Origin of the sequence: Aliiruegeria sabulilitoris (genome assembly GCF_001558155.1) — a bacterium.
Taxonomy (GTDB): domain Bacteria; phylum Pseudomonadota; class Alphaproteobacteria; order Rhodobacterales; family Rhodobacteraceae; genus Tropicimonas; species Tropicimonas sabulilitoris.
The window spans coordinates 1-13,342 of sequence record NZ_LOAS01000002.1 but is presented as its reverse complement, the minus strand read 5'-3'; the positions used below and the strand labels follow the sequence as shown (position 1 = coordinate 13,342).

Sequence of the window (13,342 nt, the reverse complement as noted above, 5' to 3'; positions counted from 1 at the left end):
CGACACGTTGATGAAGAAACTCCTCTTGCCGGTCATTCTCGCGGCGCTCGTCCTTGGTTTCTGGAGTAGCCAGGACTTTCAGGAGATCGCCGCGGGCATTGCCATTTTCCTCTTCGGGATGCTCATGCTCGAGGATGGCTTCAAACTGTTCTCGGGTGGCATCCTTGAAAGAGTTCTGGCTCGAACGACAGACGGGCTCGGCAAGTCGATTGGATTCGGAATCGTCTCGACCACGATCATGCAATCTTCCTCGCTGGTCTCCGTCATCACGATTTCCTTCCTCAGCGCCGGGCTGATTACTCTTGCTGCGGGTGTCGGCATCATCTTTGGGGCCAATATCGGCACGACCACGGGTGCCTGGCTGGTGGCCGGATTCGGGCTGAAGGTAAAGATCTCGGCCTACGCCCTGCCGATGCTGGCGATCTCCATCGTGCTGGTCTTCCAGCAGTCGAAATATATTCGCGGCGCGGGCTATATCCTTGCCGGGCTGGGCTTCCTGTTCCTCGGCATTCACTACATGAAGGAAGGGTTCGAGGCCTTCAAGGACCAGTTCGACCTGACCCGTTTCGCGATGACGGGCCTCCTTGGATTGGTCGTCTACACGCTAATCGGCGCCGCCGCGACGGTGGTCATGCAGTCCAGCCACGCGACGATGGTGCTGATCATCACCGCGCTTGCCGCTGGTCAGGTTTCCTACGAGAACGCCATCGCGCTGGCCATCGGAGCCAATATCGGCACCACGATCACTGCTATCATTGGAGCACTAACAGCGAATTTCCAGGGACGACGGTTGGCGCTGGCCCATCTGATCTTTAACGTCGTGACGGCCGCGGTCGCGCTGATCATGATCAACCAGATCGTCTGGTCCGTAGACCGGGTCAGCGAGTTCGTGGGCATCGCTTCGGATGACTACGCGCTGAAACTGGCGGTGTTTCACACGATTTTCAACGTGCTTGGCGTCGCAATCATGGTGCCGCTGTTGGGGCAGTTGCTGGTATTGCTGGAGCGTGCGATCCCCGAACCGGAACTGGACGTAAGCAAACCGCGCTACCTGAGTCAGGCGGTTGACGGGTTCCCGGCAACGATGGAGGTCGCGATGCGAAAGGAGGTCAAGCACCTTCAGGACAACGCAATCGAGTTGATCGCCCATGGGCTGAACCTGCACCGGCACGAGCTCTACGAGAGCGATGACATTGCCGCAACCGTGGCCGCCAGCACCAAACCGCTGGAACTGGATATCGACGAGACATACGAAACCCGGGTCAAGACGCTTTATTCGGCCATCGTCGAGTTTGCGACGCGCGCAGGAACCAAGAACCTGCCGGCCGATTTCATGGAGCGGATCTACCTTCTTTGGGACTCCGCGCAGCGCAATGTCCGCGCCGTTAAGGCGGTCAAGCACATGAGGCGCAACGCGACGGCCTATACCAGCTACCGTCACGGCAAGGCGAGGGATCTCTATAACGGGCTGCGGACCGAGATTGCCCGCATCCTGGTCGAGATCCACGAACTCGACGAAAGCGACCCCGAGATCCGGTCGAGCCTTTGGTTGGATGAGGAGCGGGTGCAGGTCGAACGGGACCGGAAGAACACGACGCGCCTGATCGAAGGGCTGATCCGCGAACGGCAGATCGACGCGGCAACGGCAACCTCGTTCCTCAACGATTCCGACTACGCCTATGAGGCGATGTCCGATCTGATCGAGGCCGCGCGCGTGTACTACATCGAGACCGAGGGAGCGCTGGCCGAAGTCGAACGGATCCTGGCCCTCGAAGAGGATGAGATCGAGGAGATGTCGGCCAATGGCCGCTGAAGCGAGGCAGGATCGCAACGCCGATCCGCAAGCGACGCGACATATCGAAAGGTGTGAAAGATGGCACTGAAAAAGACGATCGCCCGGCTGAACGACTACCAGGATCGCCTGAAGAGCAAGGAGGTCGACCGGATCAAGGTCGGCCATGTAGAGAAGATCATCGCGAAGCTCGAGGCCAAGGACGCGGAGTTGCTCCAGCGACTCGATGAGGCTAAGAAGCCGGAGAAGAAAGAGCGGCTAAAGGCGAAGCAGAAGATCGTTCGCAACCAGATCGCGCGCGCCCGGTGGCTGCGCAAGCAGATCAAGAAGAGCAGCTGACGCGTCGAGAACTTCCCGCTTGCGTCCGCCCCGGAGAACGCGCGGGACAGCCGGAAAAAACTGAATTTCACAAAACTGTTACAGGCAACTGGTATGATTGTGGCGTGGGCTTGGCTCTCGAAATACCGCTTGCTGCTGCGCCTGTTTCGTCTTCAGGACGTGACACGGAGGCTGCGGTGATCGAGCCATGAAGCTTTGGGGATACTGGCATGGATTCGAAAAAGTTTACCGCCAGACTGAACGATTATTACGAGCGCCTCGAAAAGCATAAGGCGCGCCCGATCGAGACCTGTCATGTGATGGAAATACTACGCAAGCTCGAAGCCAAGGAGGCCCAGCTTCAAGCCAAGCTTGGCGCGGCGCACAAACAGGACAAGCGTGAACGCATCACAGCCAGGCTGAAGACCGTCGGTGCCCAGATCTCACGGGCCAGACATCTCCTTCAAGAAGTCGAAACCGCAGCCTAAAGCGCGCCACGTCAGTCCAGCCATCCATTTAGATCGCGGGGAGTGGTTTCCCTTGCTCCCGCACTTTGCCCGGGCCGTTTCGGCCCGGTGTCAAAGGCGCCGACCCCCCTGATCGAACCGCATCTCGTCGTCATCGCTCCAGGACAGGCCCACCTCCTCGCCCTCGGAGGGGATTGCAACCGCGCCATCCTGCCGGACGGTCACGAACTGACCTCCGGCAATCGTGAGATGAACCAGCGTTTCCGCCCCGAGTGGCTCTGCGTAAAGGACCAGACCCTTCGTTCTACCCTCTCCCATTGGCTTGATTGCCACATGTTCGGGGCGAATGCCGACCTTCATTCCCTCCGGGGACCCCACGGCGTCCGATGCGATGAAATTGGTCGGGGGCGAACCGATGAAGCCCGCGACGAACTCTGTTTGCGGGTTGGCATAGACATCCAGCGGGGCGCCAATCTGGTCCGCCACGCCGTCATTCATCACGATCATGCGGTCTGCCAGCGTCATTGCCTCGACCTGGTCATGGGTCACGTAGAGCGCGGTGACGCCGAGTTCCCGCTGGAGCTTCTTGATCTCCAGCCGCATCTGCACCCGCAACTTCGCGTCCAGGTTGGAGAGCGGTTCGTCGAACAGGAAGACGGAGGGGCGCCGCACGATGGCGCGCCCCATCGCAACACGCTGACGCTGGCCGCCCGAAAGCTCGCGCGGGCGACGTTTCAGGTAGGGTTCCAGTTGCAGCAGCTCGGCCGCTTCCGCGACCCGCGCATCGATCTCCGATTTGGGCATCTTCGCGATCTTGAGCCCATAGGCCATGTTCTGTTCGACCGACATATGCGGGTAGAGCGCGTAGTTCTGGAACACCATGGCGATGTCGCGATCCATTGGTTCCTTTTCGTTCACGCGCTGTCCGGCAATCCGTATCTCGCCTTCCGAGACGCCCTCCAGACCCGCAACCATCCGCAGCAATGTGGACTTTCCGCAACCCGACGGGCCGACGATGACGATGAACTCACCATCCTCGATGTCGATATCGACGCCGTGGATGACCTCGGTCTTGCCGTAGGATTTTTTCAGGGATTCGAGGGAGACGGTTGCCATTTACTTCTCACTGTCCACGAGGCCACGGATGAAGAGCTTCTGCATGCCGATGACGACCAAGACCGGTGGGACCATGGCCAGGATCGAGGTCGCCATGATGACAGGCCAGTCGGCGGTGTCGTCGCCACTGGGGAACATCTGCTTGATACCCATGACGATGGTGTTCATCGACGGGTCGGTGGTGATCAGAAGCGGCCAGAGATACTGGTTCCAGCCATAGATGAAGAGGATGACGAAGAGCGCAGCGACGTTCGTCCGGCTCATCGGCAGGAGGATGTCGACGAAGAAGCGCATGGGACGCGCGCCATCGACACGCGCGGCCTCGGCCAGCTCGTCCGGCACGGTCATGAAGAACTGCCGGAACAGGAATGTGGCCGTGGCGCTGGCGATCAGCGGGAAGATCAGCCCGGAATAGCTGTTGAGCATGCCGAAATTCGCCGCGACCTCGTAGGTCGGTACGATACGAACTTCGACCGGTAGCATCAGCGTCAGGAAGATCAGCCAGAAGAAGATCTTCCGCCCCGGGAAGCGGAAATAGACGATTGCGAAGGCCGAGAGCAGCGAGATCACGATTTTGCCCAGCGAGATCCCGAGCGCCATGATGGCGGAGTTGAACAACATCCGCGCGACCGGCGCGTTGATGCCCGAGGTCAGGGCCTTGGAGTAGTTCTCGAAGAACTGGTCGCCGGGCCAGAGCGGCATTGGCGGACGGACGATCTCTGGCTGGGTCACGGTCGATGCGACGAAGGCCAGCCAGATCGGGAAGAAGATGAAGGCCACACCGATTATGAGACCCAGGTGAGTGAGCCAGAGGCCGGCACCGCGGCGCTCGACCATGCCCGAATTTGCATCCCGTGCCATCAGTAATGCACCCTTCGCTCGATGAACTTGAACTGGACGATTGTCAGCACGCTGACGATCAGCAGCAGGATCACCGATTGCGCCGCCGAGGAGCCCAGATCCTGACCGACGAAGCCGTCGGCATAGACCTTGTAGACAAGGATCGTCGTCGCCTGTTGCGGCCCGCCACTGGTAATCGTGTGGATCACGCCGAAGGTCTCGAAGAAGGCGTAGACGATGTTCACGACCAGCAGGAAGAAGGTGGTGGGTGACAGAAGCGGGAAGACGATGGTGCGGAAACGCATCCAGAAGCGTGCCCCGTCGATGGCTGCGGCCTCGATCACCGATTTCGGGATCGCTTGCAGTCCGGCAAGGAAAAACAGGAAGTTGTAGCTGACGCGGCCCCAAGAAGAGGCCACAACGACGAGCCCCATGGCTTCGCCTTCGTTCAGCACGTGGTTCCAGTCATAGCCAAGCTGGCCGAGATACCACGTCACCACGCCCACGCGGGTATTGAACATGAAGAGCCACAGCACGCCGGCCACGGCCGGTGCCACCGCATAGGGCCAGATCAGCAGCGTGCGATAGGTGCCGGAGCCCTTGATCAGCCGGTCGGCCAGCACGGCGAGATAGAGCGCCACGCCCATCGAGACGACGGTCACGAGGATCGAGAACACCGCGGTCGTGGCGAATGAGGCACGGTAATACGGGTCTGATAGCAGGTATTCGAAATTGCCCAGGCCCACCCATTGCATCGACAGGCCGAAGGGATCGGGGATGAAGAGCGACTGCCAGACCGCCTGCCCGGCCGGGTAGAAGAAGAAGACGGCGGTGATCAGCATCTGCGGCAGAACCAGCAGCAGCGGCAACCAGATGCCTTTGAAGGTGACCCGTTTTTCCATGATATGCGCTGGCGCCCCGGCAAAGCGGGGCGCCAGACCCTCTTACTGAGCAGATTGTTCGAAACGACGCAGCAAGACGTTGCCGCGTTCGACTGCGCTGTCCAACGCTTCTTGCGCTGTCTTGTCGCCAGCCCAGACGCCCTCGAGTTCTTCGTCGATGAGCGTTCGGATCTGGTCGAAGGAGCCAAGCCGCAGACCCTTGGAATTGGCGGTCGGTTCCTTGGCAGTCATCTGGATTACCGCGACATCCGTGCCCGGGTTCTCGTCATAGAAGCCCATTTCCTTGGTCTTCTCGCCGGCAGCCGTGGTGATGGGAAGATAGCCAGTGTCCTGGTGCCACTTGGCCTGGATATCCACGGAGGACAGGAACTTGAGGAACTCGGCAACGCCTTTGTATTCCTCGTCGCTCTGGCCTTCCATCACCCAGAGCGATGCCCCGCCGATAATCGTGTTCTGCGGTGCACCCTCGACACCTTCCCAATAGGGCAGCGGGCGAACTTCGAAGTCGAACTCGGCCTCTGCCTTGATCCCGGCGTAGCCTGCCGAGCTTTCGGTGAAGAGCGCGCATTCGCCAGCGCGGAAATTCGCCCCGCCTTCGTTGCGGCGCCCGGCATAGATGAACTTGCCGTCCTTGGCCCATTCGCCCATCTGAGCGATGTGCTGAACCTGGACCGGGCCATTGAGCGCAAGCTCGGTATCGGTGCCGGAGAAGCCGTTATCCTTCGTGGCGAAGGGCACGTTGTGATAGGCGCTGAGGTTCTCAAGGTGAATCCAGCTCTGCCAGGCGGTGGTCAACGGGCATTCGCTCCCAGCGGCCTTGAGCGCATCCAGCGTCTCGCCTACCTTTTGCCAGGTCGAAAGGTCTGTGTCGGGATCGATCCCGGCGGCTTCGAGCGCGGTCCGGTTGACCCAGAGCACCGGCGTCGAGGAGTTGAAGGGCAGCGACAGCATCTGGCCGTCACTGCTGGTGTAGTAGCCCTTGACCGAGCCGATGAAGGCGTCCTGGTCAAAATCGGCACCAGCATCGGCCATCACCTCAAAGACCGGCTTGATCGCGCCCTTGGCGGCCATCATCGTGGCAGTGCCCACCTCGAAGACCATCAGGATATCGGGTTGCTCGCCAGCGCGGAAGGCGGCGATGCCGGCATTCAAAGTCTCCGAGTAATTGCCCTTGTGGCTCGCCACGACGACATAGTCGCTCTGGCTGGCGTTAAAGGTCTCGACCTGTTCGGCGACCAACTCGCCCAGACGGCCGGTAAAGGCGTGCCAGAACTCGATTTCGGTCTGCGCCGCCGCCGATCCCGCCGTGGCTGCGACGGCAGCAAATGCCAGCAGTGATGTTTGAAGTCTCATGTTCTTCCTCCCTTGAACATTGATGATTCATTTGTCGAATACGTACGTATCGGCCGTCGAGGAAAATCCTTCCGTTAAGCCGCGACGAAATCGTCTGGTCTGGCCGTGGCTCCCGGCGAACCTGCCGAGTGTCACGCCGACACGGCGCCAAGCCGCGCGGTTCAAATCCCAGACATTGCAGAACATGCTCATGGCCGCTCCAGAATATGGTCGGGGTATATCTCAGTGCGGGCAATTGCACTGGAGACATCGTAACCCGCGAAAAAACCGTAACCCGAAATCAAGGCCGAAGCGATGCCCGCGGTTTGCGCTCCAAGGATATCGGTGCTTGGGCTGTCGCCGAGCCCGCATAAACCCGTCGATCTCGAGATCCGTTTCTTCCGCCTGATCATCCCTTTACGTCCCTCAAAACGCCACACCTCGGGTGCTCGGCTTTTGAAACAAGCATCGGGCGCCGAGCACTTTGTCCAGGGCCAGGCTCTTGTGTCCGAACCTCTCACAATCGACCAGAAGCCGCGAAATGGACCTTTGCCGGAGCATCACTGGTTTGGCCGCTGCGCCCCCTCGCACTACATCGTTTGCCCTAGCCGTAGAAAACCCCGACGCTTCGATCACGCAGCGATTCACCCGGTGTCGTTCCATCACCCGCGCATGCGGCCTTTGCCGCAGATCCAGCAGGATCTGTCGTCGTCTTTCGTCCTTGCGAGGGCGGGGCGGGATTTCAAGAGTGTTCTCGGTCAACCTTGGAGCTCTCCTCGGTTCCATAGGGCGGTTTGAGGTCCACTTCCGGATGTTTGGGGAGTTCCCCCTATCAATCAAGAAAAAACTCATTTCGGAGTTGGCTTCGGGATGAAAATGCCCCTTGGCCTTTGAGGCTCACTCCGCACAAGTGAGGACTTGGAGCGGCCCGAAACGTGACATGTCCACATCCCAGAGCCGATCCCGCTGTCCATCCTGCGATCCAGCAATCAACCTCATCAACGAAACCTGGTCCAGAAAGGATGTTCGCGACATGCGCCCGTACATGCCCCGTTTCTCGGCGTTTAGCCTGCTTCTCGGACGTCTCTTCCTTGCCGCTTCCTTGACCCCGTCGCTTATTCCACGCGGTCCAATCTCCCAGGGAGTACTAGGTGGCGTGGTCATGGCATTGGGGCCTCAGTCGAGGGTGACCAGTCCGCGCCGGTATGCTTCATCAAGTGTGTCATATCCCGAGCCGTCCGGCCCGACGATCTCGGCGACGTTGGAGCAGCCATCCACCGCCATTATCGTCGCAATCGCATCGGGCGGGACCGTCAGGCAGATGCCGGCGCTTTCGGCGGAAAAGATCTCGGCGGGCATCGCATCATAGCCCGAACCGTCATGCACCAGCTGTTGGAAGACGACGTGCGGCACTGGTCCCGGAACGCTATTCCGGGTCAATGGGGCGTCCAGCGCGCGGAGCATGCGATCAACCTGTCGACCTCCACCAGCCTCTGGCAGCCGATCAGCGACGAAATAGGAAAAGCGACCGGAGCGCGCTGTTGCCGGCCGCCGCAGCGTCAGCACACCAAAGCCGATATGGTCGATCTCCTGCGCCTTGAACCAGTCGGTCCAACGCTGTTCAAGCTCCAGTTGGACTTCCGGGTCGGTCGCCCGAGCCGGTCGGTTCCAGTTGCGTGTATGATCCAACGGCGTGCGGCGGCGATATTCGATTGCCAGCATGTCGATGCCGGTCCGCGCCGCAAGATCCCGGACCCATTCCTCCGCATCCGGGTCGCGGATCGGCCAATTGCAGGTGAACTGCGCGACGCCACCGGGCTTAAGGTGCTCGGCAGCGCCAAGCACAGCCTCCGTGACAAGCTCTTCGGTGGGTTTGTTGCCGTCGCGATAAAGAAGGCGCTGTTCGGGGGACAATACGAAAGGGAGATTTCCAAGGATCAGATCGACCGCCTCTCCCTGCAACGGATCGTACAGGGAGCCCCGATCGACGGCGACAGTTTCGATCCGGTTCAATGCAGCATTGGAACGGGAAAAGGCGACAGCACGCGCGTTGATGTCGGTAGCGGTGACCTTGTCGGCCAGGGAAGCCATCCGCAGCGCTAGCGCGCCCGATCCGCAGCCCAGATCCAAGGCGTGTTTTACAGGGCGGTCCAGACGCAGATTTTCAAGGATACTGGTCGTTCCGCTGACAGCAAAGACAGCATCGTCGTGGAGACTGTCTGCGCCTTTCAGATCTCCGGCGACGAACAGATCGCACCATCTGACGATACGCACCCGCGGCACCAACCGAGCGCCATCCAGCACGACAAGGCCGCTTCGAGCCAAAAGCTCCGGCAGGTCCGGCTCACAATGCGCTGTGACTTCACCGAGCGCGACAGGGGTGCTTTGATCGAACAGCGCCCAAAGCAGGTCGCGCGCCGGATTTTCTACGCGGGTATTGTCGCCCTGCGTGCCATACCCCGCGCGCCGAAGGGTGTCGCCGACCTGGCCCAAAGTCACTGGCTCCAGATCGGCTGGTGTCACTCGGCTTTCGTCCCCGGTCAAAGACAAGGACCTATTAGACAGGGAGCACCGGCGATCGGCATATCGGCCTTCAGCAGGATTTTACGTCGCCTGCGCACCCTTCAGGGCGATCTTTGGGCTTGTCCCCGGAGCCGCCTTCATCCTTGGTCTCTTCGTCATCCTTGCTCTCGGCATCGACGACCTTGCCGGTGTTCCCGGGGAAGCCAAGGCTCTCAAGCTTGTCCTTGGCCGTTTGCGACATGTGTTCAGAGGCTTGAGACTTGCCTTGCTTGGCCTCAGCTGCGGTGACGCCCATTGCCAAAGCCAACCCCAGGATCGAACCGGAGAGCGCAACGTTTTTCGATAGATTTGCCAAAAAGAATGCCTTTCGCATCAAAGAATCGCGGCTCGGAAGGCGAAAGCAAAAGACCAGCGCTCCCACCGCGTAAGAGGGTCAGCTTGAAGTTGCCGTAGGGGTAAGTCAACGAGAAACACGTGCAAGGGCCGGACCTGCGATGGTCTCTGGCTATCATAGGTTCTGACGAACCGAACAGATCGGTTGAAGCGCGCTACAACAGCGGCGCGGACGTCAACTCAAGCCGCCGGCGCCATGCTTCAGGATGATTGGCACAACAAGCTCCTCCTCGTCGATCAGGTGCCGGGACAACAACAGTTCGAGCCCGCGCGTCTCTTGGAGGAACATACCGATCTCTCGCGTTGATCCTTCGTTCGCATTGATCACAGCGTTCGCGGCCTCAACATATCGATTCAGTATATCGTCAAGGGCGTGGTGATCGCGGTCGAGAATGTCGAAGCCGCGTGTGATCCGGGGGTCTTTCTTGGCAAGTACGGGGAAGTAATGTGCGTCTTCAATATTGTGATGACCGTGAAGTTCTCCCACCAGCAACGAGCCGAACCTTGATACACGTGCTTTGAACTCCTTTGGGTCCGTGTTCTGGTCCAGCCGCTTTTCGGTTTCCGTGGTCAGCATCCCCAGAAGCCTGCGGAACATCATGTGGCGGTCGAGCCAAAAGCGGACGAGGCCGTTGAATCCAGGGCTCGTTTCCCAGATCTCGCGGGGATATTCCTTTAGCAGCACTGATAGTGCGTCCGGCAGGCCATCTCGTTCGCCGAGTTCCGTTGAACCGATATCCATCTGATCTTCCATTTCGAAGCTTCGCGGAGGTCTAGGCTGCCCTGGAGCGCTCAAGCGTACGGGTTTCGGGCGGAGCGATCCGAGGACAGGGTTTGCTGATCCCTTTGAACCAGATGCTCGATGGCGTCAGCAAGATGTTCCTTGTCGATGTGGTGATCACCACGGGCCACCCGGATGCGGTGTGCTTCGATCATCACGTCGGCGTGGCGGCAGCCCTCGGGCGGTTCAAAACGGTAGGAGGCCAGTTCGATCCGAAGCCCGAGCGGATCGCGGAAATAGATCGAATCCATGAACCCGCGATCGACTGGGCCTGAGTGCTTGACGCCGCGTGCGTCAAGTCGTGCGGGGACCTGCCAGAACGTGGCCTGGCTTACGTTGAGCGCAAGATGGTGCAAGGAACCGGTATCTTCGGGAACCGCGGCCGGGTCTGGCTTGCGGTCCTCATTCGTGAAGATCGTGATCAAACGACCATCACCGGGATCGAAATAAAGGTGTCCTTCGTTTGGGTTGTCGAGGTTCGGCTGATCGAAGATGAACGGCATCCCCAAGACGCCTTCCCAAAAGTCGATGGAAGTTTGCCGATCCGCACCGATAATCGTGATGTGGTGGACACCTTGGGTCTGGATCTTCTTGATATCGCTATTCTTGTTCATTTCCTTACCTCCCCTGTTTTGACTTCATTCCGCTTCAGACCAGTCGACCAGCTTCGACTTGTATTCGGTTCTCGGTAAACTGCCGAAAGGAACCAGTGTTATGTCTGTAGTGACCAACAGTTCGTCGCGAAGGTGCTTACGCAAGAGACCCGCAAGGGCAGCATCTGGTTGTACGTCTTTAGCCAACTCGACAACCACCGGCAGTGGCGGCGCTTGATTCACGGATTTGGTCTTGGGCCTGATCGAGATTACGCCACTGACACCATGCCCGATTTTCCCGACGACGTCCCGCACTGCGGAGGGAAACACGTTTACTCCCCTCACAATCAAAAGATCGTCGGTCCGTCCAATGCAACGAACACGCGGGCTATCGCGGCCACATGCACAAGCTCCGGTGCTTAGACGCACCCGATCACGTGAGCGGAACCGAAGAAGCGGCGCCGCCTCATGTCTCAAATGCGTGTAGACCAACTCGCCCTCCGCACCGTCTTCTATGGCGAGGCTTGCGCCAGTTTCAGGATCAATGAGTTCGAAGTGAACGAAACCCGTGCCGGAGAAGTGCATTCCATTCTGATGGGTGCACTCTCCCCAAAGCGACACCGATATGTCACCGATGCCCATCGCTTCGGTTACTCGCGCGCCCCAAGCCTCTTCGATACGTTGCCGCATCGCAGGTTCACCACCGCCTGGCTCGCCGGCAACGAGGATCTTGTTCACCGAGGACGCAGCTATGTCTACGCCGCGCTCGTGTGCCCATTCCGCAAGGTGAATCGCATAGGATGGCGTACAGCCGAGCACGGTAGGCTTCAGGAGTTGAACGGCCGTCATCAAACGCTCGGTGTTTCCGGAGCCAACTGGTATGTGGCAAACACCGAGCTTGGCAAAAGCGTCCAGCGTCACGCCGGCCACGAAAGGCCCGGCGTTGTAGGTAGTGACCATGCGTTCGCCCTTGGCCAACCCGCTGGCACCATAGGATCGAGTTGAGATTTCAACCCAGTTGGCGAGATCGCTGGAGGTCAGCGGAATGTAGCTGGGTGTTCCAGTTGTCCCACTCGTCGAATACACACGAACAACGTCCGTCATAGGGGCCGCAAGATGGCGCCCAATTGGGTGGTTTTCGTCGCGCGAGGCACGCAATTCGTCTTTTTCGGTGAAAGGCAAGCGCGCAATATCATCCAGCCCCCCGGCTTCTTCAGCCGAAGCTATTCCTGCGGACGCGAGCTTGTTCCTGTAGAACTCCGAGTGGTCAAGGAGATACGCGAGTTGAATCCGGTAGGCCGCATCATTCGCGGCGCCAAGGCCATTCCAGGGATCGTCGGGCAAGCTCAACTGGCTCATTTCGAAGACCCGGTTGGCTCGAAGCTGATGCCCATTTCTGCGTGATGCGCCAACGTGAATCCAATCGGCGTTTCGCTCTCTTCGGCAAGGTGAGCCAACAGACTTGCCGTACGCGCCAGAATGGGCACTGCCTTCAGGACAGAAGGCGGAAAATCCAGATCCAGAAGAACGGCAGGAATTGCGAACGAGACGTTCATCGGTAAGGGTTTCGACCAAAGGCGTTCCACGGAAGCTTCCACCTCACGCGCGAGCTTTGAGTAGGTGCCCATGACACCCCGTTCTTGGGCGAGGTTCAGAATGCGTTGAGCGCGGGGATCTACTGGCTTGTGAAGAGGGTGTCCGAAGCCCGGAATGCGCCGACCAGCATCGCGCATCTCGATGATGATATCGTCCAGCGCTTCGCCATTACTTGCGATCCGGGTTTGGGTTTCCTGAAGGAAGCGACCCGCAATTTCGGTTGTTCCAAGAATGACTTTGCCGCAACCCAACAATCCGGCGGCCACGGCTCCTTGCAGAAAATCCGGGTCGGCAGCGTAAGTCATCCGCGCGGCCTGGTTGGTCGGTACCAGTCCGTGCTCCGCGATTGAAACCAGCAAGACGTCCAAGAAAAACGCCTGATCGGATGTTGCTTTTCGCCCAGTTGTCAGCAGATAGAAGTACTCGGTGAACGTGAGTCCCCCCATAAGTTCGTTCACGAGATCGTGACCTCGCACGGTTATGGAATCATGCGTCGCGGTCGAAATGGATGTCGTTGCCTTTCCGGCTCTCCCAATTTGCATCAATATCCTCCCTTTCCAAGCAACATAACTCAAATCGCGCGAGGACAAACGAATGCTGCCAGCCTTTGTGCGCCCACTATTCTGGAATGCCCGCTTTTGGCTTATTTTGTTGAAAAACTCGTGCTTGATTGAAGCGTGGTGTGCTGA

The 13,342-nt window shown here is 59.2% G+C and carries 13 protein-coding genes; 3 read left to right on the top strand and 10 right to left on the bottom strand.

Translation table 11 applies throughout. From position 1 onward, the window contains the following. Nucleotides 1-10 precede the first annotated feature (10 nt). From AX756_RS02360 to AX756_RS02350, 3 genes are all read left to right on the top strand, one after another. Nucleotides 11-1,813, top strand: coding sequence for a Na/Pi cotransporter family protein (locus AX756_RS02360; protein WP_068308211.1), 1,803 nt, complete (start codon nt 11-13; stop codon nt 1,811-1,813). Nucleotides 1,814-1,873: 60 nt separating this feature from the next. Then, nucleotides 1,874-2,131: a hypothetical protein gene (locus AX756_RS02355; protein WP_068308208.1), complete on the top strand. Its 258-nt coding sequence runs from the start codon at nt 1,874-1,876 to the stop codon at nt 2,129-2,131. A gap of 209 nt (nt 2,132-2,340) precedes the next feature. Beyond that, a complete protein-coding gene (locus tag AX756_RS02350; RefSeq protein ID WP_068308204.1) occupies nt 2,341-2,598 on the top strand; it encodes a hypothetical protein in 258 nt (85 codons plus the stop codon). A gap of 90 nt (nt 2,599-2,688) precedes the next feature. Here AX756_RS02350 and AX756_RS02345 read toward each other — a convergent pair whose 3' ends face one another. The 10 genes from AX756_RS02345 to AX756_RS02295 all read right to left on the bottom strand — a co-directional run. Continuing rightward, the gene (locus tag AX756_RS02345) at nt 2,689-3,693 is read right to left on the bottom strand and encodes an ABC transporter ATP-binding protein (RefSeq protein WP_068308201.1); all 1,005 of its coding nucleotides are present in this window, start codon (nt 3,691-3,693) and stop codon (nt 2,689-2,691) included. Continuing rightward, nucleotides 3,694-4,530: a sn-glycerol-3-phosphate ABC transporter permease UgpE gene (gene ugpE / locus AX756_RS02340; RefSeq protein ID WP_068309028.1), complete on the bottom strand. Its 837-nt coding sequence runs from the start codon at nt 4,528-4,530 to the stop codon at nt 3,694-3,696. A gap of 23 nt (nt 4,531-4,553) precedes the next feature. After that, entirely contained in the window at nt 4,554-5,435 is an 882-nt protein-coding gene (ugpA, locus tag AX756_RS02335; protein WP_068308198.1) for a sn-glycerol-3-phosphate ABC transporter permease UgpA, read from the bottom strand. A 42-nt stretch (nt 5,436-5,477) separates the two neighbouring features. After that, nucleotides 5,478-6,788 (bottom strand): sn-glycerol-3-phosphate ABC transporter substrate-binding protein UgpB, encoded by a 1,311-nt coding sequence (gene ugpB, locus AX756_RS02330; protein ID WP_068308195.1) that lies wholly within the window; start codon nt 6,786-6,788, stop codon nt 5,478-5,480. 1,155 nt (nt 6,789-7,943) lie between these two features. Continuing rightward, on the bottom strand, nt 7,944-9,290 hold the full coding sequence (locus tag AX756_RS02320) for a methyltransferase (RefSeq protein WP_163887267.1): 1,347 nt from the start codon (nt 9,288-9,290) through the stop codon (nt 7,944-7,946). A 70-nt stretch (nt 9,291-9,360) separates the two neighbouring features. Then, nucleotides 9,361-9,663: a hypothetical protein gene (locus tag AX756_RS02315; protein ID WP_068308187.1), complete on the bottom strand. Its 303-nt coding sequence runs from the start codon at nt 9,661-9,663 to the stop codon at nt 9,361-9,363. Nucleotides 9,664-9,858: 195 nt separating this feature from the next. Further along, the gene (locus AX756_RS02310) at nt 9,859-10,437 is read right to left on the bottom strand and encodes a hemerythrin domain-containing protein (RefSeq protein WP_231700965.1); all 579 of its coding nucleotides are present in this window, start codon (nt 10,435-10,437) and stop codon (nt 9,859-9,861) included. A 38-nt stretch (nt 10,438-10,475) separates the two neighbouring features. After that, nucleotides 10,476-11,060 carry a VOC family protein gene (locus AX756_RS02305; protein WP_068309025.1) on the bottom strand — a complete coding sequence of 195 codons (585 nt, stop codon included), beginning with the start codon at nt 11,058-11,060 and terminating at the stop codon, nt 10,476-10,478. A 42-nt stretch (nt 11,061-11,102) separates the two neighbouring features. Further along, nucleotides 11,103-12,416: a phenylacetate--CoA ligase family protein gene (locus AX756_RS02300; RefSeq protein ID WP_068308184.1), complete on the bottom strand. Its 1,314-nt coding sequence runs from the start codon at nt 12,414-12,416 to the stop codon at nt 11,103-11,105. Next, nucleotides 12,413-13,342, bottom strand: a 930-nt coding sequence (locus AX756_RS02295) for a citryl-CoA lyase (RefSeq protein ID WP_197431046.1), incomplete at its 5' end; no start/stop codon positions are given. The genes AX756_RS02300 and AX756_RS02295, both read right to left, overlap by 4 nt.